The sequence below is a fragment of the Alkalihalobacillus phoenicis genome (assembly GCF_047302405.1).
Taxonomy (GTDB): Bacteria; Bacillota; Bacilli; order Bacillales; family Bacillaceae_D; genus Alkalihalobacillus.
Map to the genome: position 1 here is coordinate 1,262,359 of NZ_CP154853.1, position 25,654 is coordinate 1,288,012.

22 protein-coding genes, 4 tRNA genes and 1 other RNA gene are annotated in these 25,654 nt (G+C 37.2%); 22 read left to right on the top strand and 5 right to left on the bottom strand.

All coding sequences use genetic code 11. The features are described 5' to 3' along the window. Positions 1–321 precede the first annotated feature (321 nt). The 5 genes from AA0017_RS05930 (at position 322) to AA0017_RS05950 (ending at position 4,339) form a co-directional block, all read left to right on the top strand. Positions 322–1,023, top strand: coding sequence for a lytic transglycosylase domain-containing protein (locus AA0017_RS05930; RefSeq protein ID WP_413380158.1), 702 nt, complete (start codon positions 322–324; stop codon positions 1,021–1,023). A gap of 299 nt (positions 1,024–1,322) precedes the next feature. Further along, the gene (locus tag AA0017_RS05935; RefSeq protein ID WP_413380159.1) at positions 1,323–2,099 is read left to right on the top strand and encodes a metal ABC transporter ATP-binding protein; all 777 of its coding nucleotides are present in this window, start codon (positions 1,323–1,325) and stop codon (positions 2,097–2,099) included. A gap of 1 nt (position 2,100) precedes the next feature. Continuing rightward, the gene (locus tag AA0017_RS05940; protein ID WP_413380160.1) at positions 2,101–2,967 is read left to right on the top strand and encodes a metal ABC transporter permease; all 867 of its coding nucleotides are present in this window, start codon (positions 2,101–2,103) and stop codon (positions 2,965–2,967) included. Between the two features lie 80 nt (positions 2,968–3,047). After that, positions 3,048–3,893 (top strand): metal ABC transporter permease, encoded by an 846-nt coding sequence (locus AA0017_RS05945; RefSeq protein WP_413380161.1) that lies wholly within the window; start codon positions 3,048–3,050, stop codon positions 3,891–3,893. 20 nt (positions 3,894–3,913) lie between these two features. Further along, positions 3,914–4,339, top strand: coding sequence for a Fur family transcriptional regulator (locus AA0017_RS05950; protein ID WP_413380162.1), 426 nt, complete (start codon positions 3,914–3,916; stop codon positions 4,337–4,339). A 77-nt stretch (positions 4,340–4,416) separates the two neighbouring features. On the opposite strand, the gene AA0017_RS05955 is transcribed toward AA0017_RS05950, so the two are convergent. Beyond that, positions 4,417–5,001 carry a hypothetical protein gene (locus AA0017_RS05955; protein ID WP_413380163.1) on the bottom strand — a complete coding sequence of 195 codons (585 nt, stop codon included), beginning with the start codon at positions 4,999–5,001 and terminating at the stop codon, positions 4,417–4,419. A 169-nt stretch (positions 5,002–5,170) separates the two neighbouring features. Here AA0017_RS05955 and AA0017_RS05960 point away from each other — a divergent pair, with 169 nt between their 5' ends. Continuing rightward, entirely contained in the window at positions 5,171–5,707 is a 537-nt protein-coding gene (locus tag AA0017_RS05960) for a DUF4190 domain-containing protein (protein WP_413380164.1), read from the top strand. 71 nt (positions 5,708–5,778) lie between these two features. Here AA0017_RS05960 and ispG read toward each other — a convergent pair whose 3' ends face one another. Both ispG and AA0017_RS05970 read right to left on the bottom strand, forming a co-directional pair. Next, entirely contained in the window at positions 5,779–6,882 is a 1,104-nt protein-coding gene (gene ispG, locus AA0017_RS05965; RefSeq protein ID WP_413380165.1) for a flavodoxin-dependent (E)-4-hydroxy-3-methylbut-2-enyl-diphosphate synthase, read from the bottom strand. Between the two features lie 102 nt (positions 6,883–6,984). Further along, on the bottom strand, positions 6,985–7,341 hold the full coding sequence (locus tag AA0017_RS05970; protein ID WP_413380166.1) for a hypothetical protein: 357 nt from the start codon (positions 7,339–7,341) through the stop codon (positions 6,985–6,987). Between the two features lie 118 nt (positions 7,342–7,459). On the opposite strand from AA0017_RS05970, the gene AA0017_RS05975 reads away from it, so the two are divergent. The 3 genes from AA0017_RS05975 (at position 7,460) to AA0017_RS05985 (ending at position 10,911) form a co-directional block, all read left to right on the top strand. After that, complete coding sequence (locus AA0017_RS05975; RefSeq protein WP_413380167.1) at positions 7,460–8,695, top strand: MFS transporter; 1,236 nt, start codon at positions 7,460–7,462, stop codon at positions 8,693–8,695. Between the two features lie 210 nt (positions 8,696–8,905). Then, the gene (locus tag AA0017_RS05980; protein WP_413380168.1) at positions 8,906–9,790 is read left to right on the top strand and encodes a DUF1002 domain-containing protein; all 885 of its coding nucleotides are present in this window, start codon (positions 8,906–8,908) and stop codon (positions 9,788–9,790) included. A 458-nt stretch (positions 9,791–10,248) separates the two neighbouring features. Further along, a complete protein-coding gene (locus AA0017_RS05985; RefSeq protein ID WP_413380169.1) occupies positions 10,249–10,911 on the top strand; it encodes an NfeD family protein in 663 nt (220 codons plus the stop codon). A gap of 101 nt (positions 10,912–11,012) precedes the next feature. Here the strand turns inward: AA0017_RS05985 and AA0017_RS05990 are convergent, their stop codons facing one another. Next, complete coding sequence (locus AA0017_RS05990; RefSeq protein ID WP_413380170.1) at positions 11,013–11,795, bottom strand: DUF1189 domain-containing protein; 783 nt, start codon at positions 11,793–11,795, stop codon at positions 11,013–11,015. A 264-nt stretch (positions 11,796–12,059) separates the two neighbouring features. On the opposite strand from AA0017_RS05990, the gene AA0017_RS05995 reads away from it, so the two are divergent. The 8 genes from AA0017_RS05995 (at position 12,060) to AA0017_RS06030 (ending at position 17,822) form a co-directional block, all read left to right on the top strand. Continuing rightward, positions 12,060–12,134, top strand: a tRNA-Asn gene (locus AA0017_RS05995). 5 nt (positions 12,135–12,139) lie between these two features. After that, a tRNA-Met gene (locus AA0017_RS06000) sits at positions 12,140–12,213 on the top strand. 35 nt (positions 12,214–12,248) lie between these two features. Then, positions 12,249–12,325 (top strand) — tRNA-Ile (locus AA0017_RS06005). Between the two features lie 13 nt (positions 12,326–12,338). Next, positions 12,339–12,431 (top strand) — tRNA-Ser (locus AA0017_RS06010). A gap of 775 nt (positions 12,432–13,206) precedes the next feature. Further along, entirely contained in the window at positions 13,207–13,815 is a 609-nt protein-coding gene (locus AA0017_RS06015; protein ID WP_413380171.1) for a superoxide dismutase, read from the top strand. A gap of 286 nt (positions 13,816–14,101) precedes the next feature. Then, positions 14,102–15,373 (top strand): MFS transporter, encoded by a 1,272-nt coding sequence (locus tag AA0017_RS06020; RefSeq protein WP_413382427.1) that lies wholly within the window; start codon positions 14,102–14,104, stop codon positions 15,371–15,373. A gap of 120 nt (positions 15,374–15,493) precedes the next feature. Next, a non-coding RNA gene (ssrS, locus tag AA0017_RS06025) (6S RNA) lies at positions 15,494–15,674 on the top strand. Positions 15,675–15,758: 84 nt separating this feature from the next. Then, positions 15,759–17,822, top strand: coding sequence for a peptidoglycan D,D-transpeptidase FtsI family protein (locus AA0017_RS06030; protein WP_413380172.1), 2,064 nt, complete (start codon positions 15,759–15,761; stop codon positions 17,820–17,822). Between the two features lie 45 nt (positions 17,823–17,867). On the opposite strand, the gene AA0017_RS06035 is transcribed toward AA0017_RS06030, so the two are convergent. Beyond that, entirely contained in the window at positions 17,868–18,215 is a 348-nt protein-coding gene (locus AA0017_RS06035) for a hypothetical protein (RefSeq protein WP_413380173.1), read from the bottom strand. A gap of 389 nt (positions 18,216–18,604) precedes the next feature. Here AA0017_RS06035 and AA0017_RS06040 point away from each other — a divergent pair, with 389 nt between their 5' ends. The 5 genes from AA0017_RS06040 (at position 18,605) to rpmG (ending at position 25,532) form a co-directional block, all read left to right on the top strand. Beyond that, entirely contained in the window at positions 18,605–19,372 is a 768-nt protein-coding gene (locus AA0017_RS06040; protein ID WP_413380174.1) for a DUF4912 domain-containing protein, read from the top strand. Positions 19,373–19,384: 12 nt separating this feature from the next. Beyond that, complete coding sequence (locus AA0017_RS06045) at positions 19,385–22,165, top strand: 1,4-alpha-glucan branching protein domain-containing protein (RefSeq protein ID WP_413380175.1); 2,781 nt, start codon at positions 19,385–19,387, stop codon at positions 22,163–22,165. Between the two features lie 21 nt (positions 22,166–22,186). Beyond that, a complete protein-coding gene (locus tag AA0017_RS06050; RefSeq protein WP_413380176.1) occupies positions 22,187–24,592 on the top strand; it encodes a sugar phosphate nucleotidyltransferase in 2,406 nt (801 codons plus the stop codon). Further along, entirely contained in the window at positions 24,564–25,274 is a 711-nt protein-coding gene (locus AA0017_RS06055; RefSeq protein WP_413380177.1) for a hypothetical protein, read from the top strand. Before AA0017_RS06050 ends, AA0017_RS06055 begins: the two co-directional genes overlap by 29 nt. A 108-nt stretch (positions 25,275–25,382) precedes the next feature. Further along, positions 25,383–25,532: a 50S ribosomal protein L33 gene (gene rpmG, locus AA0017_RS06060; RefSeq protein WP_003323811.1), complete on the top strand. Its 150-nt coding sequence runs from the start codon at positions 25,383–25,385 to the stop codon at positions 25,530–25,532. Positions 25,533–25,654 lie beyond the last annotated feature (122 nt).

Here is a 25,654-nt window from a genome sequence, read left to right on the forward strand (position 1 = left end):
TTGTTTAAAGACCGATACTTTTAGTAGCCGAGGAGACAACTGAGCTCTTCGGTTTATTTAAATTGATTCTATAATTAACCAATTAAATGGAAAGTACCACATATTAAGAGAGAAATTCCCACCTGAAATTAAGAAATTAAGAGTATTTGGGAGCAAACGGAGGGGATTTGCTAAGATATGATTTGTTTGAATTGCTCAGAACCTAAAAATCAATCGATTACCATAGATAAAGCGGATATTAATGGTTGAGAAAGAACTAGTCTTTTTGTATGATAAGTAGCGTTGTAAGAATAAATACCTGCATTAATTGGAGGGGATTTTTTGAAATTAAAACTATTAGTAAGTTTAACGCTATTGTTTATGGTTATAATCGGATTTTTCGTTGTTCAAAATAAACAACTTAAAGATAGAGTATTTCAAGCTGAAGTGAAAAAAGAAGAATTACAAATGGAACAAGAAATGGCTGAGATGAGGCAGTATTTTTCCACCCAACCTGTTGAATCAAATATTGTGCACGATTACCATACTTGGGTACAATCAAAAGAATTAGCTGAGCAGTTTTATGAAGATAGTGACGGGAAATTTGAAATGGAATGGGGTTTATTTCTAGGTGAAGTGGCCCAGCAAAAAGAAATTGATCCTTATATCGTGTACGAGCTTTTACGTACAGAGACAGGTGATACGTTTGATCCGAATCTAGTTGGCCCTGAAACGAAATATGGAAAAGCGTATGGTATGGCACAGTTTATGAAAAATACAGCTCCTTGGATTGCGGAGATGGCGGGACTTGAATATAAAGATGAATTATTATTTGATCCATTATTTTCAATTCAATTATCCATTGAGTATTTAAGTTTTCTTTATGACCGTTATGACAACTGGGACTATGCATTAACAGCCTATCATCGTGGAATGTATGGGTTAGAGGCTTATATTAAAGAAAATGGTCATGCTGAGAGTTGGTATGCCGTTGAAATTCAAGATAATGCCAATCAATTTGAGCAAGTCGTCTTTAATGATTAGTGGTTTTCAGTGGCTGTAGACTAGTAGCTTTCTTTTGAGTATTTCACTATGGGTTGTACTTCGTGAGTTTAGACTGAGCTTATTAGACCTTATGTAGTTTTTAGATATAACACAATCTTTTACAAAACAGGATATAATTGAGAGAATAGACCGCATAAGGTAAATCCTTTTGTGGTTTTTTCATGAGTTTAACAGAAAATAAATTAATTTAGTTGGAATGGGCGTTCAAATCCATTATAATATATAGGGATTGTAAATCGGAATCATTCTTAAAGGTAATCTAATGAGGAGGCTTTTTCATGAGTCAGAAAAAAACAGAAGTATATGCCCCGATTGATATAGAATCTGTTTCATTTCGTTATGGACAACAAAATGTTTTAGAAAATATATCAATGAAAATCGAAAAAGGCTCATTTTTAGGTCTTGTTGGCCCAAATGGGTCTGGTAAATCAACCTTAATTAAAATCATCCTAGGCTTATTAAAACCACAAGATGGTCAAGTGCGATTGTTTGGTGAAAGAATTGAGAAGTTTCAACAATGGGATAAAATTGGCTTTGTTTCGCAAAAAGCGAATAGTTTTAATAGTGGGTTCCCTGCTACTGTATTTGAAGTCGTTTCGATGGGGCTATTTGGAAAAATAGGCTTGTTTCGTTTTTTAAATAAACACCATAAAAGAAAAGTAGTTGAAGCGATTACGAGTGTAGGGATGGAAAAATATATACACCAAAATATTGGGCAACTTTCGGGTGGGCAACAGCAGCGTGTTTTTATCGCTCGTGCTCTAGTAAGTGACCCAGAACTGTTAATTTTAGATGAACCGACAGTTGGGGTCGATGTTCAAAGTGTGCAACAATTTTATACGATGTTAAAGAAATTAAATCAAGAGAAGGATATGACACTTTTACTTATCACTCATGATATGGGAGCGATGACTGATTATGTGACCGATGTTGCTTGTTTAAATAAAACATTACATTTTCATGGGAATTCAAATGAGTTTGTTACAAATCCTGATTTATCAAGTATTTATGGTCATGATGTTCATATGATTACTCATAATCACGGGGGACATTAAAATGTTAGAAGCTTTTTTTCGGTATGAGTTTTTACAAAATGCCCTACTGACTGGAATCATGGTCGGTTTTTTGGCACCGATATTAGGTGTTTTTCTCGTTGTTCGCAGATTATCGCTAATTGCAGATGCCTTGTCCCATATTACGTTGTCAGGGATTGCAGCTAGTTTACTTTTAGGAAATTATTTCGCTTTTTTTCAAATGTTAAACCCGCTTTATATGGGGATGGCTTTTTCGGTTGGTGGAGCTTTATTAATTGAAAAGCTTCGTTCGGCTTACACGTACTATAAAGAAGTAGCCATACCGATTATTTTATCTGCAGGGATCGGTCTGGGTGTTTTATTTATTTCATTAGCGGATGGTTTTAATAATGATTTGTTTAATTATCTTTTTGGTAGTGTGATTGCCGTTAGTCGTTCAGATGTTTGGACGATCCTGTTTATTTCGATTATTGTTATGATTGTCCTTATTTTATTTTATAAAGAATTATTCTTTTTATCTTTTGATGAAGAACAAGCTGTTGTTAGTGGTTTGAATCATCGTTTTTTCCACATTATATTTATCATCATCGTTGCTTTAGTCATTGCCGTTTCGATGAGGGTCGTTGGGATTTTGCTTGTCTCTTCGTTGATGACTTTACCAGTAGCTGCCGCCATGAGGTTTGCGAGAGGCTTTAAACAGATGTTTATTTATTCGGTTATTTTTTCGCAAATCTCAGTTATTGGCGGATTGATGGTTGCTTTTCAATTAGACTTAGCACCTGGTGGAACCATCGTTCTCCTTGCTGTCTGTATTTTTATGCTCTCCGTATTTATTCATAAGTTTAGGTCAGGGAAGGTCGTACAAAGGAAAATAGTTAGGGAAGTTTGATAAGCATATGATGATTCATCAGGAAATGGTTTAAATTAAGAGCAAACATTGATAAGATAATGTTTATAGGAGTCAAAAAAATGGAATGGATTTATCAATTAAATTTTATTGAACGAGGTGTCATTGCAGGAGTTATTATTGCTTTAATTTGCCCGATCATTGGAGCTTTTCTGTTAGTGCGAAGGGTTTCGATTATATCGGAATCATTGTCTCACATTACATTAACAGGTATTTCTGCAGGTGCATTCCTTGGTGGGACATCGATTTGGTTTGCTGATTTAAACCCTATGTATATGGGGGTCATTTTTGCTTTAGTCGGTTCTTTATTAATTGAAAAACTTAGGCAGATGTATCCACATTTTCAGGAGTTAGCCATTCCAATTATCTTGTCTTCGGGGATTGGGTTAAGTGCCATTTTTATTAGCTTATCAACAAATAGCACTCAAGAATGGTATGCTTACTTATTTGGAAGCATTGTGAGTGTAACAGCGGCTGATTTACATTTTATCATCTTAGCAGCTTTTAGCATTTTATTAGTCGTTGTGTTATTTTATAAAGAATTTATTTCGATCTCTTTTGATTTAGAGCATGCGAAAGTATCAGGTGTTTCTGTGAAGCTAAGTAATTTTATTTTTTCGGTACTTGTAGCCTTAGTGATTTCCATTTCAATGAAGATTGTTGGAATTTTACTTGTAGGGGCTTTGATTGTCATACCGGTTGCAACAAGTATTCAATTTACTAAAAGCTTCAAGCAATTAATGGCTTACGGTATTTTATTTGCTCAGGCAGCGGTATTCTCAGGTATTTATTTTGCTTATCATTTCCAATTGGCGACAGGTGGTACAATTGTTGTTAGTGCTTTAATGATCTTATTAGTAGTACTCTTTATTACGAAACAAAAAAGTGCCGTTAAAGTGCATCGGTGATTGAGCTAGGAGGGATTTAATTGGACATCAATGAAGCGATGAATCGTTTGAAGGAAAAGGGATATAAACATACAGGGAAAAGAGAAGAGATGCTTCGCCTGTTTTCAGATGAAAAGCGATATATTTCGGCAAAAGATGTTTTAGAGGCAATGAATGATTGTTATCCAGGGTTAAGTTTCGATACGATTTATCGGAATTTATCTCTTTTTACGGATTTAGATATATTGGAAACGACAGAATTAGAAGGTGAAAAACGTTTCCGATTTCGCTGCTCCACTCAGCATCATCATCACCACTTAATTTGTTTGGATTGTGGTAAAACGGCCCATATACAAAGCTGTCCAATGGATGGACTTCAACTCCATGCACAGACACCATTTTCTGATTTTGAAGTAACTGGACATAAATTTGAGATTTATGGAAAATGCGGACAGTGTCAGCAGTAGGCTCCCTTAATAAGTGAAAGTGAAAACGGAAGGACTAAGGTTATCATAATGACCTCAGCCCTTCCGTTTTATTTGTTTTATTTTCGTTCTTTTTCCATTAACCATTCATCAACCCATTGTTTCGCTTCTTGCCAATTATAAGTGCGAATGACATTGTCTGGAACCAATAAACGGTTGTAAGGTGTATCCATTAAGATAACGGGAATATTAAACTCCTCTGCGATGGCAACCGCATTATCGTGTTTGTCCTCAAAGAAAATATCAATTTTATGTGAACGAACTGCCTCTAATTTATCATGTTTTCCAACCATTTCAATATGATGGTATGGCAATTTCGTGCTTAGAAACCATTCTTTTGTCGTATCAAATAAGTGGTTTCTTCTTGCGGTAATATAAATGAGTTCGTGTCTTTGGTTCCATTCATGGATAATTTCGTTTGCATAAGGGGCCATTTTGGCTTCTTTATAAATGAGGCTTTCATTTTGCCCCATCCATTTCCAAAAGTCATCTTCTGTAATATTCAAAACAGAAGTTAAATCATATTCGGTTAAATCGTCTAACGTTAATGTTTTATTAAAATCCTTATTTAAGTAAGGGATAAATGTTGCTGGATCGGTTACTGTTCCATCAATGTCCAATCCGAATCTTATTTTTTCTGTCATAATAAACACCTCTTTTGTTAAAAAGTTCACGTCATATCCTACTACAATACATGATTTTTGAATGCTGGTCTAGGTCATTTCCTAAAGAAGAAAAGATTAACTGCGATAATCCTTTTGATCTGCGTCATACTAAGACTGCTCCCCTAAACAAAGAAAGTGAGGGATTCGTATGGAAAAAGGGAAAGAATATAAAACGGATCCAGTCCGATTAGTCGATGATGAGGATCCATCGTTAACCTTTTTAAATACGCATGCTGATGGTCGTCGTGATACGCGACCGATCAATGAAATGAAAGAAGATACAAGTGATTATGACGAGTCACATGAGCCGGAGCCTGTTCATAATGATCAAAATGGCGGGCAGCAGTTTAACGAAGAGACAGCTGCTGAATACGCTGCTTTAAATGGAATGTCTCCGGGGGGAAGGCCATTTGATGCTGACCAATATGTGGTTCGTGATACGGATGAGGAAGTTGATCATGTAGATGTGGACAAAGATACTTCAACGTCCGGTCGAGGTATCGGCACATTTGCTTTTGTGCTTTCTTTTTTATCACTGTTCTTCTTGCCAGTATTGCTTGGAGCAGCTGGTATTGTCGTTGGATTTGTATCAAGGCATTACGGTGCTAAAGCACTAGGTAACTGGGCGATAGGATTAGGGGCTATTTCCATCCTATTGACTCTATTCTTCTCACCGTTCTTTTAGAAAAAGCGGTGTCTGTTCAATAGGGGAGCTTTGGATAAATATCCAAATAGAAAAGCATAAGCGCTTGTCGCTTATGCTTTTTCTATTTCACGTTGCTTCGCGTAATGTTCTTCCGCTAATTTATCAATTTCTAACTTTAATTCCTCAACCATTGTTGCTTCAGGCACTTTACGGACCGTTTTTCCTTTCATAAATAAAAGGCCTTCACCTCGTGCACCTGCAATGCCAATATCGGCTTCTCTCGCTTCTCCAGGGCCATTTACGGCACACCCAAGGACGGCAACTTTAAGTGGTGCTTTAATTTTAGAAATGTATTCTTCCACTTCATTGGCAATACTAATTAAATCAATTTCTATTCTTCCACAAGTTGGGCAGGAAATGAGCGTTGCTGCATTTGAAGCAAGCCCAAATGATTTTAATAACTCGCGTGCGACCTTAATTTCTTCAACTGGGTCGGCACTTAATGAAATACGCATTGTATTTCCGATTCCCATATTTAAAATAGCACCAAGGCCAGCTGCACTTTTAACGGTACCAGCAAATAATGTACCACTTTCTGTAATTCCTAAGTGGAGAGGGTAATCAAAAGCTTTTGCTGCTTTTTCATATGCTTCAATTGCTAAATGAACATCAGATGCTTTCATTGAGACGATGATGTCATGAAAATCTAAATCCTCTAAAATTTTAATATGATGAAGAGCACTTTCGACCATCCCATCAGCAGTAGGGTAGCCATATTTCTCAACAATTTTACGCTCTAAAGAACCGGCATTTACCCCAATCCGAATCGGGATCCCTTTTTCTTTTGCTGCTTTGACAACCGCTTCTACTTTTTCACGACGGCCGATATTACCTGGGTTAATCCGAATTTTATCGGCTCCGCCTTCGATCGCTTTTAATGCGAGTTTGTAATCAAAATGAATGTCGACTACAAGGGGAATATTAATACGTGCTTTTATATCAGCAATCGCTTCAGCTGCTCGCATATCTGGACAAGCAACACGAACAATTTGACAACCTGCTTCTTCTAATCGAAGAATCTCAGCTACAGTCGCCTCAACGTCATGTGTTTTTGTTGTTGTCATACTTTGAATAATTACTTCGTCGTTTCCACCAATCGTCAAATTACCGACCTTGACTGGACGTGTTTTTGTACGATGCGTTAATGCGGTCATAGACCAATCGCTCCTTTTATACGAGGACTAATTTAGTCAAGCTCGTTTGAGTTACGATACTATTTTATCAATGACCTATTAATTTTGGCAAGAAATATCTCCTTACTCGATATAAAGAGGGAAAAGATACGTATGGCCAATTTGAATTTTCTCGGGTTCAATTCCTTTATTTAATTGCTGAAAATCATAAATCACTTCTTGAATCGAAACTGGAATGGGGCCGCTATGTAAGTGCTCCACTATTGATAATACGGTAAACCCTGGTTCAACGATCACTTCTTGGTAAAGGGAAACCTCTTCGTTTACTGGTGAAGTGTCTGTTTGAGTTTGAGTTTTGTTTTGTATTTGAGCTGCTTTTGCAGAAGTGGAATTTTTTGCGGGTAAAGTTCCGGCTGTTAGATCATAATAAACGCTTGTTAAGGTAATAAAAGTAATGATTGTAAAAAGGAATTTTTTCATCAGCTTGTCCTCCTGTTAACAATACTTTTGCCTCTATAGTATATGTGAGAATCATGGAACATATGTCATAAATTTTTCCAAAAATATCGACTGCATTTTTAATAAGGAGGCTAAAATGATGTCACGTAAAGGAGAAGGGAGTCATTTAGCGGTAGTTGGTGCTGTTTTGATTGGTTTTCTGCCGTTTATAATGGTCCTTGGTAACTCATTATTTATTCCGCTTATGCCAACGATTCAAATGGACTTGCATCTAACGTCAGCGGATGCTGGGTTATTTTTGAGTGTATTTTCTCTGCCGGCCGCCTTGATCATTCCCTTAAGTGGTGTTTTTACAAATCGATTTGGTTATAAGAAAGTGATTTTAAGTGCTTTAATGATTTTAATTGTAGGTTCGTTGCTTGCGATGATTGCTGTGTTTTATCCTGGGAGCCAGTTATTCTCTTTATTGTTAGCTGGAAGGCTATTACAAGGTATTGGTGCTGGTTTGGTCACACCACTTGCCTTTATTATCGCAACCGATTGGTTTAGTGGGAGAGAGCGTAATCAAGCTTTAGGAATGATTGAAGCTTTTAATGGTTTAGCGAAAGTTCTTAGTCCTATAATCGGAGCAGCGATTATTCTAATAAGTACATGGTCTTTCAGTCTCGTTTTTTATTTCGTTTGTATTCTTTTAACATGGATTGGAATGTCGATTTTATTTGCTTATAAAGCAGATGGAGGAAGGAAACAGAAGCCGGCTACACTTTCTTTATTTTTAGAAGAACTTCGTCGTTCATGGGCACTTATTTTAGCGGTTTTTGCCGTGGGCTTCGGAGGAATGTTTGTTTTATTTGGCTATTTGGTTTATCTTTCTTATGAATTTGAAGGTTCTTATTTGGTAGAGGATTTACAAAAGGGAATTCTTCTTTCTATCCCACTTGCTTGTTTGACAATTTCCAGTTATTTAAGTGGGAAGATGAGGTTTCCAACCATCTATTCAAGTACTAAAATGATAGTAGTTGGAATGTTTATGATGTTTTTAGGGATTTTATTACCAATCCTTTATTTTGAGCTCATTTCTCTTGTGGTTGGTTCATCTATGTTTTCGTTCGGATTTGGAATCTTTCTTTCAATAGCAAGTCAAGTGTTGGCCGTTTTAATATCTGGACAGATTAAATCGATAACATTTTCCCTTTATTCAATGGTTCGTTTTCTCGGGGTTGCATTAGGACCGATTTTTTACAGTTATTGGATTGATGATGCTGAGCAAATAATGTTCACAAGTTTGTCGTTAATTGGTATATTGCTTATAATATGGATTGTTATCCATCAATCTGGGAACATTTATCGTCTTGATGAAGGGCCGGTTAATTGATGATAAAAAAGTCTATTAAATCTGCTATTTTTTCACTTAACTTGTCGGTAAAAAGACTGTATTTTACAATTTTACACAAGCTGAAACGCGTCAATTAGGACAAAAGACCCTTTTATTTTGTTTGGAAAATGTGTTTTCTATTGAGTAGGGCCAATTTATTGATAGGCTGTTGGTGAAAGCAGGAAACTGCTAAAAAAAGGGGTCGATGAAATGAATAAGAGATGGAAAAAGGTACTGATTTGCTTAATGCTATTTGCCTTGTTATGGCCAACATTAGCATTTGCTGATGCAGTACCAGGAGATATTATTATCACATTAGGTGAAGATTTAAACACCGAGCAAAAGCAGCGTGTATTAGATGATATGGGTGTTAAGGAAAGTGACGTTGAAATTATTTATGTCACAAATGAAGAAGAACATCAATACTTAGGGGAGTATGTGAACGCAGCGACAATCGGAACGAGAGCGATTTCCTCGTCAAAAATTACACTTGCGGAGCCTGGCACTGGGATAACGGTTGAAACGAATAATGTGTACTGGGTCTCTGAGGGAATGTATGCTAACTCCCTTATTACAGCTGGGGTTGAAGATGCCGTTATTTATGTCACAGCTCCATTTAGTGTATCAGGAACGGGAGCTTTAACAGGGCTTATCAAAGCATATGAAGTAGCAACAGACACGATTATTCCGGAAGAACAGAAGCAAATTGCCAATGAAGAAATTGTTAAAACATCAGAACTTGGTGAATCAATTGGTGTCGATGAAGCGACGGAATTAATGAACCGTATTAAAGAGGAAATGGCTAATAATCCAGTCGAAACAGAAGATGACCTACGTGAGCTCATTCGTCGAGTAGCTGCAGAGCTAGGCATTACCTTAACAGATACAGAGTTGGATGGTTTAGTTTCTTTATTTATGAGAATGAAAGACTTAAACATAAATTGGGACGATGTGAAATCACAAATATCCAAAGTTCGTGATAACTTAGATGACATTTTAAATAGTGATCAAACTCGAAACTTCCTTGAAAAGTTTTTGGACTTTTTAGGTAGTGTTGTTGATTCAATTAGAGGTTTTTTTAGTTCAAGTAATTAAGTAAAAGAGAGACTGTCTCAAAAGAGCATTTGACTTTTGGGGCGGTCTTTTTTTGTTTAGTGCGGTTGGATGACGAGTGGGTAAAGGGGATAGGTAATGAGACTTGTGAGTTGCAGGAATTAGGGTGCGAAAACCTGGTGATAGGTAATGAAAAAGTTGAGTTGCAGGAATTAGGGTGCGGAAACCCGGTGATAGGTAATGAAAAAGTTGAGTTGCTGGAATTAGGGTTCGAATAACTAGAAATACGTAATGAAATCCACGAGTTGCCCCGGATTACGGTGCGATTTGATTTTTTGTCCTAGCTTCAATCATGGAAACCTTATAAAGCTAATGGATTCTTCTCATAAAGTTTAGAACTTCGAGTAAAAAACTGTTATAATCAAAGGTGTGATGCCTTTTTTAAACTTTGAAACTTTTTTAAGTGAAAAATCGTACATATAGAAAAAGGAGGTAGAGTCATGGAGTGGCTTGATCATGCAACGATTGGATTTATCGTTATTTTATTAGGGACTTTATTTTTATTTGGTGAATTGCTTGTACGTGCTAAAGGGCTATTTGCGTTATTGGGTGTTGCGATTATGGCAACCTATTTTACCTATCATTTAAGTGGGGATGTTGGTTTTTGGATTGTACTCCTATATTTAATTGGTTTAACACTTATAATAGTGGATGGTAAGTTCATTACAGATGGTACTGTAGCGGTCATTGGTGTAATTCTCATGATTGCAGCTCTAGCAATTCCTTCTCCAAGTCTTGTTTACGGGTTACTCGTATCCATGGGGTTTTTAATTGGAGGGTTTGGTTCGTTCTTATTTTTAAAAGTTTTCCCGTCACGAAATATGTGGGATAAAATGACCCTTAAGGATAAACTCTCAAGTGAAATGGGTTATAACTCCATTAATGAAAAGTACACAGAGCTTGTTGGGAAAAAAGGAAAAACTTTAAGTCCGTTTCGTCCTACGGGTACGGTTGAAATTGATGGTGAAGGTTATAGTGCTACAAGTGGAAACAAGTGGATTGAAGCAAACGTCCCAGTAGAAGTAGTTTCAGTGGATGGTACAAGAATTTTAATTAAAGAATGGGAGCAGAAAGAGATAGAGAAAGAAGAAGGAATTGAATAAAGTTAACAAAAACCTTTGAAGACAAAGATAGGATGCCTTCAAAGGTTTTTCTCTGTTTTATCAACTACTCTGCATTTTTTCGTTATAAGAGAGGTTTCGATTTAACTTGTTGGTTTTGTTTTTCGTCGGGGTTTAGGTATGGGTATTTTCCGAATCACTGTAGTAAGCATGGCGATACACGCTAAGATTAATAAAAGTGGTGATAGTGGAATAAAAACTTCAATCCATCCGAATAAAATAACGGGTAGTGTGAGCGAATAAGCACTCATATTCCACAAATGCTTATATTGTAGTTGGCTTCGTTTGCCGCGAAGTAGTAAACCTAAAGCAGCCAATAAAGATATTCCTAAAAAAGTCGTTCCGAGTAAACTCGCATAATTAAAAAATCCGATTAAGGGTAATAGTATCGGTAAAAAACCAGCTAATTCAGAAATTCGTTCAAGGAGTTGTTTACTCCCCATTTGCTCGAGCCCTAATAGATTGTAAGAAATGTCTTGAGTTTGTCCTGCAGCAAAAGAGGTTAAGTTATTTTTTTGTAAAGCGACGCCGTTTCCGTACTTATGTAGTTCTACGAGCGAATATTGATTATTTGGATCGACAATTATAAATCCAGTCGCATCGGAATATTCCACAAAAGGTTCCGACAGGTTGCTATGAAGTTGATTGGAATCAATTGTGAACTCAGGCAAATCCGTTTCAACTAATGCTTTAATTTGATTGAGCTGATTATTTAAGGTGAAGCTAGAAGAAATAATAAATGGAAGGAAGGCTATGAGTGCTAAAACGGTTACATGTAATAAAGCCTTTGTTATTGGCTGTAAACGAGTATAGGCAATCACCTTCAAATCATAAAGTGATTTATAAAATAATTGATAAAACTTCATCACAGACTCCTTTCAAAAAGACAAAATGGTGCTAGAACAAAAAAGCTCCATCTGTTTAGTACGTATAAGTTAGCCATTTGAATATAATGGACGTTCTTATCATAACAACAGAGTGAGCAATCGACAATCTTTTTGTCTGTTGAGTAAACATAGTCTTGTCGTTTTTAAAGGCTTGTGATACATTATAAAAAGAGTTGCTAAATAATTTTTAAAAAAACTATTGCAAGGCATTTGAAATCATGCTATTATAATTCTTGTCGTTAATCCACAGTAGCTCAGTGGTAGAGCAATCGGCTGTTAACCGATCGGTCGTAGGTTCGAGTCCTACCTGTGGAGCCAAATGTGGCGGTGTAGCTCAGCTGGCTAGAGCGTACGGTTCATACCCGTGAGGTCGGGGGTTCGATCCCCTCCGCCGCTATCCGATATTACATACATAACTTTTTGATTATCTTTGGACCCTTAGCTCAGTTGGTTAGAGCAGTCGGCTCATAACCGATCGGTCGTAGGTTCGAGTCCTACAGGGTCCACCATATGTTTTTTTGCGGAGGAATACCCAAGTCCGGCTGAAGGGATCGGTCTTGAAAACCGACAGGCGGGTTAAACCGCGCGGGGGTTCGAATCCCTCTTCCTCCGCCATTAATTAAAATGAACGGCGTAAAGCCATATATAACGATAAAGATAGAATGATTCCTAATGGGAGTCATTTTTTTTGCTTTGTAAGAGGAATCAGTAGTGTGGCAACAGTAATTGATGATGTTTCTTCGCCACTCAAAAAAATAAACGCAAAAAAGGACCCACGAAATGCTCAAGCCACTGAAAAAGTCCCCTGTTCAATTTTGACGACATAGGATTCTAACTAAGCAATTAGGTTATTTCTTTAGAGTTTTAATCATAGCATCAAACAGTTTTTTTTTCATTAACCAAAACGGAGCCAGCGCAATACCCGGAGACTCCTGCGGGAGAAGTGCAACACGGGAGACCCCGCAGCGAAGCGAGGAGGCTTCCGGTTCACCCGCGGAACGCGTAGGGTATGGAGCTGGCGGAGTATAGCTAACTAATGTAACCATTTTTTAAAGAATAGCCCTTTTTAGTGGTCTAAGAAATGCTCGTAGAACATAGAAGAGGGGGAGTTTAAAAATCGAAGTTAAGGGTATAGAAAATAGAGTTGCTATTTTGCGTTTATATAATGATGAAGGAAGAGCTCTTTTGTGTGTGTTTAACAAATGAAGTAAACAGGAGGCAAAATCTTTTTTACTTTTTATCAAAATCTCAGTGCATAAGGATTGCAGAAATGAGAAAACTTTGATAATGTAATAATTGCAGACTTACTAAACATTTTTGTTTCAAAAGTCGGTAGAAAATTTTGGAGATATTCTTCAAAAAATGGTTTATATTCAAGGAGGAGATTTTAATGGGATACGAATTACCACAATTACCTTACGCAGCAAACGCACTTGAGCCACATATTGATGAGACAACAATGAACATTCATCATGGTAAACATCATCAAACGTACATCACAAAATTAAACGCAGCACTTGAAGGTCACGCTGAATTAGCTAGCAAAAGCATTGAGGACTTAGTAGCTAATCTTGATTCTGTACCTGAAAGCATTCGTACAGCGGTAAGAAATAATGGTGGTGGACATGCTAACCACAAATTATTCTGGGAACTTCTTTCTCCAAATGGCGGCGGAGCTCCAACTGGTGAGGTTGCAGATGCAATTACTTCTACTTTTGGAAGCTTTGAAGCATTCAAAGAAAAATTTGCTGATGCTGGTGCTAATCGTTTCGGTTCTGGTTGGGCTTGGTTAGTTGTAGCTGATGGCAAATTAGAAATCACAAGTTCTCCAAACCAAGATTCTCCATTATCAGATGGTAAAGCACCTGTTCTTGGCCTTGACGTTTGGGAGCATGCTTACTACTTAAATTATCAAAACCGTCGTCCTGATTACATTAACGCATTCTGGAATGTGGTAAACTGGGACAAGGTTGAAGAATTATATCAAGCAGCAAAATAATAAATGAAGGGCCCTGATGATTCAGGGCTCTTTTTTATGGGATGAACGTTGTGACGAATGAGAGAAGGAACTTCCCAGCACCAACATGTTTACGCCAATTATATAAAAGAAGGTGTACACAACAATAATTTCTTTTTTACGAAATGTGACTTCTTCATTAGACAGTAAACGTTTATAAATGGCCGGTTTTAGAAAAGTGATTTTTTTAAAAGTATAACCATCTCATCATAAGACACACTATTTGATGAGGGTGGTGGCATTTGTGAAAAAAGCCTTACTTACAAAAATGATTGGCGAAATCGAGGTCACAAAGGAATTAGCCCTGTTACTCACCATTGGCGGTTTATATGCATTAAGCATTGCCTTATCTAATACCTTTGTGAATGTTTATTTGTGGAAACAATCGGGGCAGTTTATCGATTTGGCCTTGTATAATTTAGCATCGGTTATTTTCCAACCACTTACATTTATTTTAGCCGGTAGGTGGGCGAAAAAAATTGATCGAATTATCGTATTGAGACTTGGAGTAAGTTTTTTGTCCGTCTTTTTTTTCACTGTTTTGTTTTTAGGGGAAAAGGCGAGTCAATATATCATCTTACTAGGAGCCTTAATTGGAATTGGTTTTGGATTTTATTGGCTCGCTTTTAATGTCTTAACCTTTGAGATAACAGAGCCGGATACACGTGATTTTTTTAATGGGTTTTTAGGATTAGTCACATCATTTGCCGGGATGATTGGTCCGATGTTATCAGGGATTATCATTACAAATATGAAGAAATTTACGGGGTATACGGTCATATTTGCGATTTCATTAGGATTATTTGTCATTGCGGTTTTGCTTAGTTTTTTGTTGAAAAGGCGTTCAGCTGAAGGGAATTTTCATTTTAAAGAGATTTTAAAAGAGCGAAAACATAATCATAACTGGCGACAAATTTTATACGCTCATTTTTTTCAAGGTTTGCGTGAAGGGACGTTTATGTTTGTTATTACTGTATGGGTTTATATTGTGACTCAAAGTGAATTAGCTCTTGGGACATATGGTTTGGTCGCTTCATCCGTACAATTTGTGGCTTACTATTTGGCGACAAGATTAATTAAGCCTGCCTATCGAAAAAAGTCGATTCTTATTGGCGGACTTATTTTATATGGGGCCATCTTTTTAATTGTCTTTCATTTATCATTTCCAAAGCTGATTACCTATGGGGTTATTATTTCAATGGCATACCCGATGTTACTCGTTCCGTACCTTTCATTAACGTATGATGTAATTGGTAAAGCAAGAAAAGCAGCAGAAATGAGAATTGAATACATTGTGGTCCGAGAGGTCTTTTTAAATTGTGGTCGAATTGTATCGGTCTTGGCGTTTATTTTTACCATTTCCGTATTTCCAGAAAAGACAGGGATTCCGATTCTTTTGCTTATATTAGGAGCTGGTCATACATGTATTTATTGGTTTGTTCGAAAAGTTCGTTTTTCTGGTCCGACTGGAGGGGAGGGAGTTCCTTTTTCAACACAAAGAAATGGCGAAAATGGCAGTACAGGAGGGACAACCGTTTAACTATCAGTTATTCTCATGAGAAAATAGAGTTTTCTGAGTTGTTCATTCCTATCAAAAGAAGGACATGTATCTTTTGACAGCGACCCAGATTATGATATAATGAGTATACAAATCAATTAAATAAGCCTGCCGTGTTAGTCAGCTTCCATTTGTTTCGAACCTTGTTTTCAAAAAGGGAGCCTTAAATCGAACATCTACCAACATGCCAATTTATTTTGGACGTTGAAGGATCTTCTGCGGGCACCCACCTACAAGTGTAGGTTCAAGAAACAACTGTAGCAACGGCATTCGCGGGTTTTTGACATTCTAACAGTTCTAGACACCTTCTCTTAGGTGTCTATTCTTATGTATACATAGATAAAAGCCATTCGGTGAGGTGACGGTGATGACAAACAAAGAAAAAACAAGGAAGAAACGACAAGTACCTGTGCGTTTAAATATTTTATTTTTTGCAGTTTTTATCCTCTTTTCCATTCTTATTCTAAGGTTAGGGTACGTACAAATTGTGCAAGGGGAAGAATTTCAAAAGGAGCTTGAAAGAACAAGCAATTCCACCGCAAGAATTGATGCACCAAGAGGAATTATGTATGACCGTTATGGAAATATTGTTGTTGATAATGAGTTAGTCCTTTCATTAACCTATACAAATCCATCTCAACAAACGAGAGCAACAGATATGCTAAAGTTAGCTTGGAAATTACAGCCGCTTATTGAAATCGATACAGAAAATGTTCGAGAATTTACGTTAAGAGAATATTTATTGTTACAATTGGATGCAGAAGAAATCGCTAAATTAACAGACGATATAGATACAGATGATATGACATCAGGGGAAATATATCGGGCCCAAATCAATGCGATACCAGAGGGGAAGATAGAGCAAATTTCTGACCGAGAGCTTGAAGTCATTGCGATCTTTCAAGAAATGTCAGCGGGTTACGCCAATACTCCGCAACGAATTAAAAAAGATATTACTGATAAAGAGGCCCATGTTATTAGTGAGCGTTTAAGCGAATTACCAGGAATTGATATTTTACGTGATTCGGAAAGAACCTATCCTTTTGGGAACAACTTCTTGTTTGGAAATATTCGCTCGATCCCTAGTGAGCAAATTGATTCTTTCTTAGCACGTGGTTATTCACGGGCAGACCAAGTAGGAGTAAGTTTTCTCGAAATGCAATATGAGGAAGCGTTACGTGGACAAAAGGCAGAGGTTGAAAATATTACGACAACATCGGGCTCTAGCGTTCAAAGGGAAATAACGGAGAAATTAGGGCAAAGAGGAAATGATTTAGTGCTCTCCTTAGACATGGAATATCAGCAACTTTTAGAAGAAGCTGTAGAACGACAAGTGAAAACAGGAGCATTGCGATATTTAGGAGATAAAAATGCTTATGCGATTGTGATGGAGCCTAATACAGGTGAGGTTCTTGCGATGGTCGGTTATGAAGATAAAGTTGGAGCTGAAAATGGGCCGGTAATGAATCATCAGGCCATTGTTAATAATGGTTTTGAGATGGGCTCTACTATTAAAGCAGCAACGGTTTTGGCAGGATTTGAATCCGGGGCTATGCCTATAGGTGCAACCGTATATGATCGACCTATTAGGGTAGCTGGTCAACCTTATAGTTCTTTAAATCGGACTCTTGGAAATATTGGTTATTCTAAAGCACTGGAACGTTCTTCGAATATTTATATGATTGAAGTTGGGTTAAGGTTAGCTAATTATCGCCAACATAATAACCGACTCATTTTAAATGAAGTGAGTAGGGCATATGATACGTTAAAATATTATTTCCATCAATTTGGGTTAGGTGTTGATACCGGAATCGATTTGCCATCTTCTAGTGTTGGGTATATAGGTGATGTAGTCGGTCAAGAAGGTGCCGGTGGATTAATGCTACAATTTACTTTTGGACAGTTTGATCAATATACCCCTTTACAAATGGCTCAATATATTTCAACGATTGCTAATGGCGGTAATCGAGTACAACCTAGGTTAGTAAATGAAATACGCCAGCCGTATGCTGATAAGGATGAGCTTGGACCTGTTATTCAATCATTTGGGCCAAATATTTTGAATCGACTTGACATGAACGATGATATGATTTCGAGAGTGCAACAATCATTAGAGTTAGTTGTTCATGGTGGCCAAGGGACAGCCCCAAGATTGAAAGATGATGTTAATCATAATATTCGAGTCGCTGCGAAAACTGGAACAGCTCAAGTTAGGTATAATGGTAGAGATGCCAATAACCAAACCTTAGTAGGGTATGCACCAGCGGATGACCCTGAAATTGCGTTTGCTATTGTTGTGCCTAATACAAGCACGTCCAATGGTTACAACATTAGCCAAGGCATTGGTGTTGAATTAATCAATGATTATTTTGACCTTAAAGAAGAACGTCAAGGTCCAACAAAAGTGGAACGAGATGAGGACGCTGAATAAATAAAGAAAAAAGCATGGTGCCTAGAGTTAGGCGACCATGCTTTTTTAATGAGTTGGTTTTTGATATTTCGTTTGTAAGATGCTGATAACTTCATTTTCGGTTAATTTCATTTCTTTGGCGATTTCTTCTTCGGTATGTCCTTTTGATTTTAAGGCAAGAACATCGTCAATAAGTTGCTCACGGGCGGTTCCTTTTTTGCGTTGTTGAATTAAGCTGTGGTGTTCTTCTTCTAATGTTTTCAGTCTTTTGTTGACGATAAATATTTCTTTTTTGTAGGCGATGGTCAAATCATCGACTTCTTTTGCTAATGCTTTTGTTCGATCTTGACGAAAAAAAGATAAGCTGAAAATGAGTATTGAAAAAGTAAGTAATCCTAAAAAAGCCCATTCCATAAATAAATCAACCTTTCATTGTGTAAAACATAATCTTTTTATTATATCGGCTGAACGCTTACGTTTTTAAAAGAGTTTTTAAGTCTAATCTATTTTAACATTGAATGAAACCATTTTTATAAGAATTTTTATGAGAGCGTTTACTTTTATAAAAAATGAAAAAAACAAACAAATTCCTACATAATTATGCCCTTTTCACAGGTAAATAGCCCTTTTGTTTCGACAACAATTGCTAAATAAAAATGTCGAAACATTTTTTTTGAGGGTTTGAAACCATTTGTTTACTGGGGTTGACAAAAAACGACAAAGTTCAGTGCTTGTTTGCCTATTTTTTCGAATGTATGATTAAGATATGAATAAAATGATTTTGAATATTCGAACGAGTATAAATGAATATAAGAAATCGCAACACGAAATTATTTTTGGAGGTGGTTAGACTGATCGAGAAAATCGCTGAATTAAGAGAGAAAGGGTATTCATTTCGAAAAATTGCCCATGAACTGGGAACGACAGTTGGAAAAGTCCAATATCGTTATCACAAGTATAAGGAGCAAGTGTTGTTGCAACATCAAGTGGAAACAACAGTTGGTCAGAATAATGACCTACATGCAAAGGAAGAAAGCCAATCACTCCAAGACAAGTCACCTGATTATTATGGTGAACCACCTATGATTACTTACGTTGAGCCACCATCAACTTATGACAAGGATTCACTTGTCTTACTTCCAAAAAATCCATTTATTTTACATGCTTTTTGGGACGTTCAATTATCCACTCAACAAATGGTCGAGCATCAATTTAGAAAGCCGTGGTCTTCTTTAAAAAAGCAACTGAAGATCTATGATATAACAGCGATGCATTTTGATGGGCACCATGCTCATCGATTTTATACGATTACCCTCCCTGAAATGACAAATAATTGGTATATTAGTGAACTTGAACCGAATAGAACGTATCTGGCGGACTTTGGTGTGGAGACAGATGAAGGAAACTTTTTTAGTCTAATTCGTTCGAATGCCATGGACACGTCCAGAATTAAAAAAAGTGAACGAGGACGATATTCTGAAGCGGTCTATAATTGGAAAACTGGACAAGCCAAAGACCCAGAATGGCTCGAGCACTTTAGCACATATTCTTTTTACGAATCAATTAAATAGGAGCTGAAGAAAATGAAAGAAGGGTATTTTTCTCTCGTTCTCCATGCTCATCTCCCATATGTAAGGCATGAGGAAGAGGAGAGATTAGAAGAGCGTTGGCTTTTTGAGGCAATGACGGAGACGTATATTCCACTCATCTGGTCTTTGAAGTCGGCACAAGTGAAAGAAGCACTTACTATTTCCTTCACACCTCCTTTAATGGAAATGCTAGCTGATGAGCGTATGCAAAAAAGGTATTTAGCCCATTTAGATTTAACGGAGCAATTAATTTTGAAAGAACTTGTCGAACAGGATAACCCTGATGAGAGAAGAGTGATCAAGTTTTATCAAGAACGATTCCAACGTATTAAGGAAACATATAAAAATTATAATTTCAATATTCTGAATGCTTATAAGGAATTAAAGGATCAAAAGCTTGTTACGCTTATGACTTCAGCAGCAACACATGCCTTTTTACCTTATGTACAAACCAAAAATGCGATACGCTCACAAATCGTTGAAGGCATTCGTTGTTTTGAATCGCATTTTGGCGAAAAGCCTTTAGGGTTTTGGTTGCCTGAATGTGCTTTTGCACCAGGAATAGACCGAATTTTAGTAGAGGAAGGGATTCGCTATGCTTTTGCCGATGAACACGCGATTTTAAGCGCGGACCCTCATCCAGAAAAGGGAAGTGGAGCGCCGATTTATACACCACATGGATTAATCCTTTTTCCTCGTCATACAACGTTATCAAGTAAGGTGTGGAGTTCGACTTTAGGGTATCCAGGTGATGTTGATTACCGTGAATTTTATCGTGATATTGCTTATGAACGTGACTGGGATTATATTCAGCCATTTGTCCATTCAGAAGGCATTCGTATCGATACAGGTTTAAAGTATAGAAGAATTACGGCTAACTCAGAACATAAAGAGACTTATGTACGTGAATGGGCAATCGGTAAAATACAAGCTCATGCGGATGATTACATTCATTCGATTCATCAAGAAGTTGAGGCACATGGTGATCAAAGTTATCCACCGTATTTAATGGTCGCTCCGTTTGATGCGGAACTCTTTGGGCATTGGTGGTTTGAAGGGCCAGAATGGATTGAAGCTTTGTTAAAAAAAGGGGCTGATTCGGTATCCTTTATTACCCCAGAAGAATACATGCATCGACATTATTATGACTTTACGACGTCTCATGTATCGTTTTCTACTTGGGGCAGGGACGGTTATGGTGATGTATGGATGAATGAAACGAATACCTTTTTATATAAGCACTATCATCAAATGGAACAAGATTTAACGACAACCGTTGCTTTATTTAATCATCCATCCTCTGAACAACGTCGGGCTATGCAACAAATGGTTCGTGAATGGATGCTTGCTGTTAGTAGTGACTGGGCATTTATATTCGATGGTCAAAGCACCGCCCAATATGCTTATGAACGGTTTAAAAATCATTTTAATCGTTTTAATCACCTTAAAGAGACCTTACTGAACCATCAGTTAACAGAAGCGTATTTAACGAGTATGGAGCAAGCCTTTCCATTTTTAGAACAAGTCGATGAACAAGTCTTTTTATCTGAACATGATCGATATGCACGTTCTTTGAAGCCGTCAAATTTAGTCCCTTCAAATAAAAAGAAAATACTTATGTTAAGTTGGGAATTCCCGCCGATGATGGTAGGTGGACTTTCTAGACATGTCTTTGATTTATCTAGAGCTCTTACGAAGGACGGTCATGAAGTACATGTCCTTACATCCTATGTTGAAGGGTATCCAACTTATGAAAATAATTTAGGCATTCATGTTTATCGCGTTAAAGGGCTACAACCTAAAGCAGAGTCATTTTTTGATTGGGTTGGGAGCTTGAATATGGCGATGGTTCAATGTCTAGAAAAAATAACTAGAACGGTCCAGTTTGACATCGTACATGCTCATGATTGGTTAGTAAGTGTGGCGGCTAAAGCGATAAAGACTACTTATAATATTCCTTTGCTTGTTACCATTCACGCTACAGAGCATGGTCGAAATCATGGGATCCATAATGACCTTCAGTTTGAAATCAACCAAAAAGAATGGGAATTAACATATGAAGCGGACCAAATTATTGTTTGTAGTTCATATATGAAAGAGGAATTAAAATCGATTTTCTCTTTACCTGAGGAAAAAATGGCGATCATTCCGAATGGGGTTGATATTGAACAAGTAACGGTCCATCACGATCAAGACTTTAAAATAGACGATGACAATCGTTTTACGATTTTTTCAGTTGGTCGGGTTGTAAAAGAAAAAGGTTTCGAAACGATTATTTATGCGGCAGAGAATATGAGAGAAAAAGGAGTCGATTTTAAATTTGTTGTCGCAGGGAAAGGACCAATGCTTGAGCAATATCGCCAACTCGTTTACGAGAAAGGACTTGATCACTATGTACTCTTCTTAGGCTTTATAAGTGATGAAGATAGGAACTCATGGTTAAGAAGAAGTGATGTCGTTCTATTCCCAAGTCTTTATGAACCTTTTGGGATTGTGGCTTTAGAAGGGATGGCGGCAGGAAAAGCAACGATTGTTTCCGATACAGGAGGACTTGCTGATATTATTGATCATGGAAAAAATGGCTTGAAAATGATCCCAGGTCATGTCGAAAGTCTAGTTGATCAAGTTCTGTATCTCTTTAACCATCCAATCGCAAGAGAACAGCTCGCTGAACAAGGTTTAGTAGATGTGAAATCAAAATATGATTGGAATCAAATTGCCCAACAAACGTTGTTGGAAATGGATAAATGTTTACCTGATCAAGTGAAGGTTTAGATAAATAGAGGAGGCGGTAGTGTGAAAGGTGTCATCATGGCAGGAGGAAAAGGAACAAGATTAAGACCGTTAACATGCAAAAGACCAAAACCAATGGTCCCATTATTGCAGAAGCCTGTGATGCAGTATAGCATTGAATGGTTACGAGATTGTGGGATTACTGATATTGCTGTAACCGTGCAGTATTTACCGGATGTAATAAAAGATTATTTTGGGGATGGCTCTGCATTGGGAGTTAATTTAACCTATTTTGAAGAAACGACACCTTTAGGTACCGCAGGGAGTGTAAAACAAGCAGAACAATTTTTGGATGAACCATTTGTGGTCGTTAGTGGTGATGCCTTAACGGATTTAAATTTAATTGATGGGATCGAATTTCATGAACAAAACGATAGTTTAGTGACTATCTTTATGAAACAAGTAGAGGACCCGACTGAATTTGGTGTTATTATGACGAATGAACAAAATGAAATTGTTCGCTTTTTAGAAAAACCAAGCTGGAGTGAAGTTTTTAGTGATACGGTCAATACCGGTATTTATGTAATGGATCCGAAAATTTTTACTTATATTGAAGCAGATAGCATGGTTGACTTCAGTAAGGAAGTATTTCCAAAAGTATTAGCTGATCAAGCAGGTCTTTATGGCTTTGAAGCAACCGGATATTGGTCCGATATTGGCAATATTAATCAATATCGCCAAGCCCATTTTGACCTACTAGATGGGAAAGTTCGTGCCACTCTTGCTGGGACTGAATTTGGGACGGATATTTGGGTAGAAGGACATGTCGTCATTGAAGACGGGGCCGAAATTGTTGGTCCAGTCTCGATTGGAGAAGGAACGAGAATTCGTCAAGGAGCCAAGATTGGCCCGTATACGATTATAGGAAAAGACTCGATCATTGACCATAGAGCTTCACTAAAACGTTCGATCTTATGGGAAAGAAGTTATGTTGGCGATTCAAGTGAATTACGAGGCGTCACTATTTGTGAACAAGTTCAAATCGGACCTGCTGTAAGAGCTTTTGAAGATTCGATTGTTGGTTCGCAGACGGTTATTCAAGAGCAGGCAACACTTCAGCCAGAAGTGAAGATTTGGCCAAATAAAAAAGTTCAAGCAGGGCGTGTCGTTTCAAAATCGCTTATTTGGAATGAAGGAAGTGTCGCACAATCTTTATTTAAAGGCCACCGAGTTAGTGGATTGGCAAATGTTGAAATGACACCTGACTTCGTATCGAAGCTTGGACTTGCTTATGGAAGTCTTTATCTTAAAGGCAAAAATATTCATATCGCTACAGATGGGCATCCCTTTTCAAACTTATTAAAGTTGACTGTCGCACAAAGTATTCAAGCGATTGGCCATCATGTTCGTGATGTAGGAAAAACCGTTATTCCTGTCTTTCGTTCAGGTTTAGAAAATGAGCAAGGGGATGGTGGAGTCTTTATAAAAGTACAACAAAAAAATCAAAACAAAGTTGAACTTGAATTTTATGGAAAAAAAGGATTTCCCATTACAACAAATGATCAAAGAGAAATGGTTCAAAACCTTGGAATGGACTCCTTTAAATTAACATCTTTTGATTCGATCGGGAATTATGCACGTGAAATTGCGGTTGACCAACATTATGTCAAAAGGTTAATCTCAAGCCTAGATGTGAAGTCGATTCAAAATCGTTCATGGAAAGTGGTCGTTTCAGGCGATGGTGAGGCCAATTCGTTAGAAATATTGTGGAGAGCGTTAAATTGTCATGTTGTAAAGGCGGCGCCACAATTATCTATAACAGAATTTTCTGATTATGTAGTGGAACAAAAGGCGGATATTGGTTTAATTTTTGATGAAAGTCTTCAAACTTTATCGGTTTTAAATAGCGATGGTGCCATTTTAAGTGATGAAGACCACTTATCTCTGTATGTTTATTTAGAATTAGAAAAAGGTGAAAAAGAACAAGTAGCTATTCCTGTTTATGCGGGAAGTGCATTAGAAGAAATTGCGGCTAGCTACGAATCAGCAACACTTGTAAGAACAAAAGGCTCAACGCTTGCGATGATGGAAACTGAAAATACGGTTCAGCTTTGTTTCTATGATGCTATTTACGCAGCTGCCAATTTGCTAAATGTTTTAACCGTTCAAAATACGAGTTTGGATACCGTTTTAAGTTCATTTCCAAAAGAATCGATCTATTTTGAAGAAGTGACATGCCATACCGAGCAAAAGGGAATGGTGATGAGAAAGCTAATGGAACAATTCCAAGGAAATCATTTAGATTTAATTGATGGTGTAAAAGTAAGTCATCAAGAAGGAGGTTGGACCTTTATTGTACCCGCGCAGGATGAGCCAATTTTTACTATTTACTCCCAAGCGACAGAACCTGTTACGGCCAAACAAAACACCCAGATCTACGTTGAGAAAATTAAACAAATTAAACAATAGTCAATATTGGAAAAAAAGTTATCAGCATCTACAACCAAACTTAACAAGGTATTTGCGTTGGACTAAGCTGAAAATTTGTACAGGGGTCTGGCTAAATGGAGAGAGTTCTTGGTTAACTGAAAAACAGTGGCATCTTTATCCTGGTTGTTACGAAGAGGAATCTTATATAATTAGTTCAGCCTTTCATAAAAAATGGGGAATTGAACTCAAATTTTATGATATGGTCAGCTGCGATGGAAATGTGTTTATCCGTTATTTTGAGGTGATCAATCATTCGCATCATGTAAAACGGCTACAATTATTATTCCATCAAGCACCGTATGGGCCAGCAGCTTTTGACGGTGTGACATATTATTCATCGTCCAAAAAAGCTTTAATTCACTCACAAAACGACAAATACACGTTGGTTAGTGCCAATTTACATGAGCCAAAACCAAAAGATGTGATCATGTTTGGAACAGGGGAGAAAGAAGAAATTTGGAAAGACAGAGAAGGGAAATTACTCTTCTCTCCTTTTCATACATTTGGGCAAGAAAGTATACTCTCTTGTTCGGTAAAGGTGGATGGTCATGGGAAAAAAAGTGGGAAACTTTGGTCGATTTTTCAAGAAGATTTTACTAGTTTAGAAAATAACCATCGTATTTTGCAATCTCTGTCATCCAATTCTAATTCTTTCATTTAACCTAAAAGAATATTAAAAAGCAACTGTAAAGAAAAAATACTTGATCGTCTGTATCAGGTTTGCTAATATAGAAAGGTATGAAGTATGCATAGTTTGGAGGGATAACAGATGCGTGTACAAGTCACTCTTGCTTGCACTGAGACAGGCGATCGTAACTATATTACAACAAAAAATAAACGTACGAATCCTGAGCGTATTGAGCTTAAAAAATACAGCCCAAGATTAAAACGTCATACGCTTCACCGTGAAACAAAATAAGCAGTTGGTTTCCAACCTGCTTATTTTTTCTCTTAAGGAAAAATAAATAGGTAGGTACCAACAATGCTCCCTCGTTTTTTGAAAACTTGGGGGCATTTTTCATTAGTTAAAAAGCTTGCTTC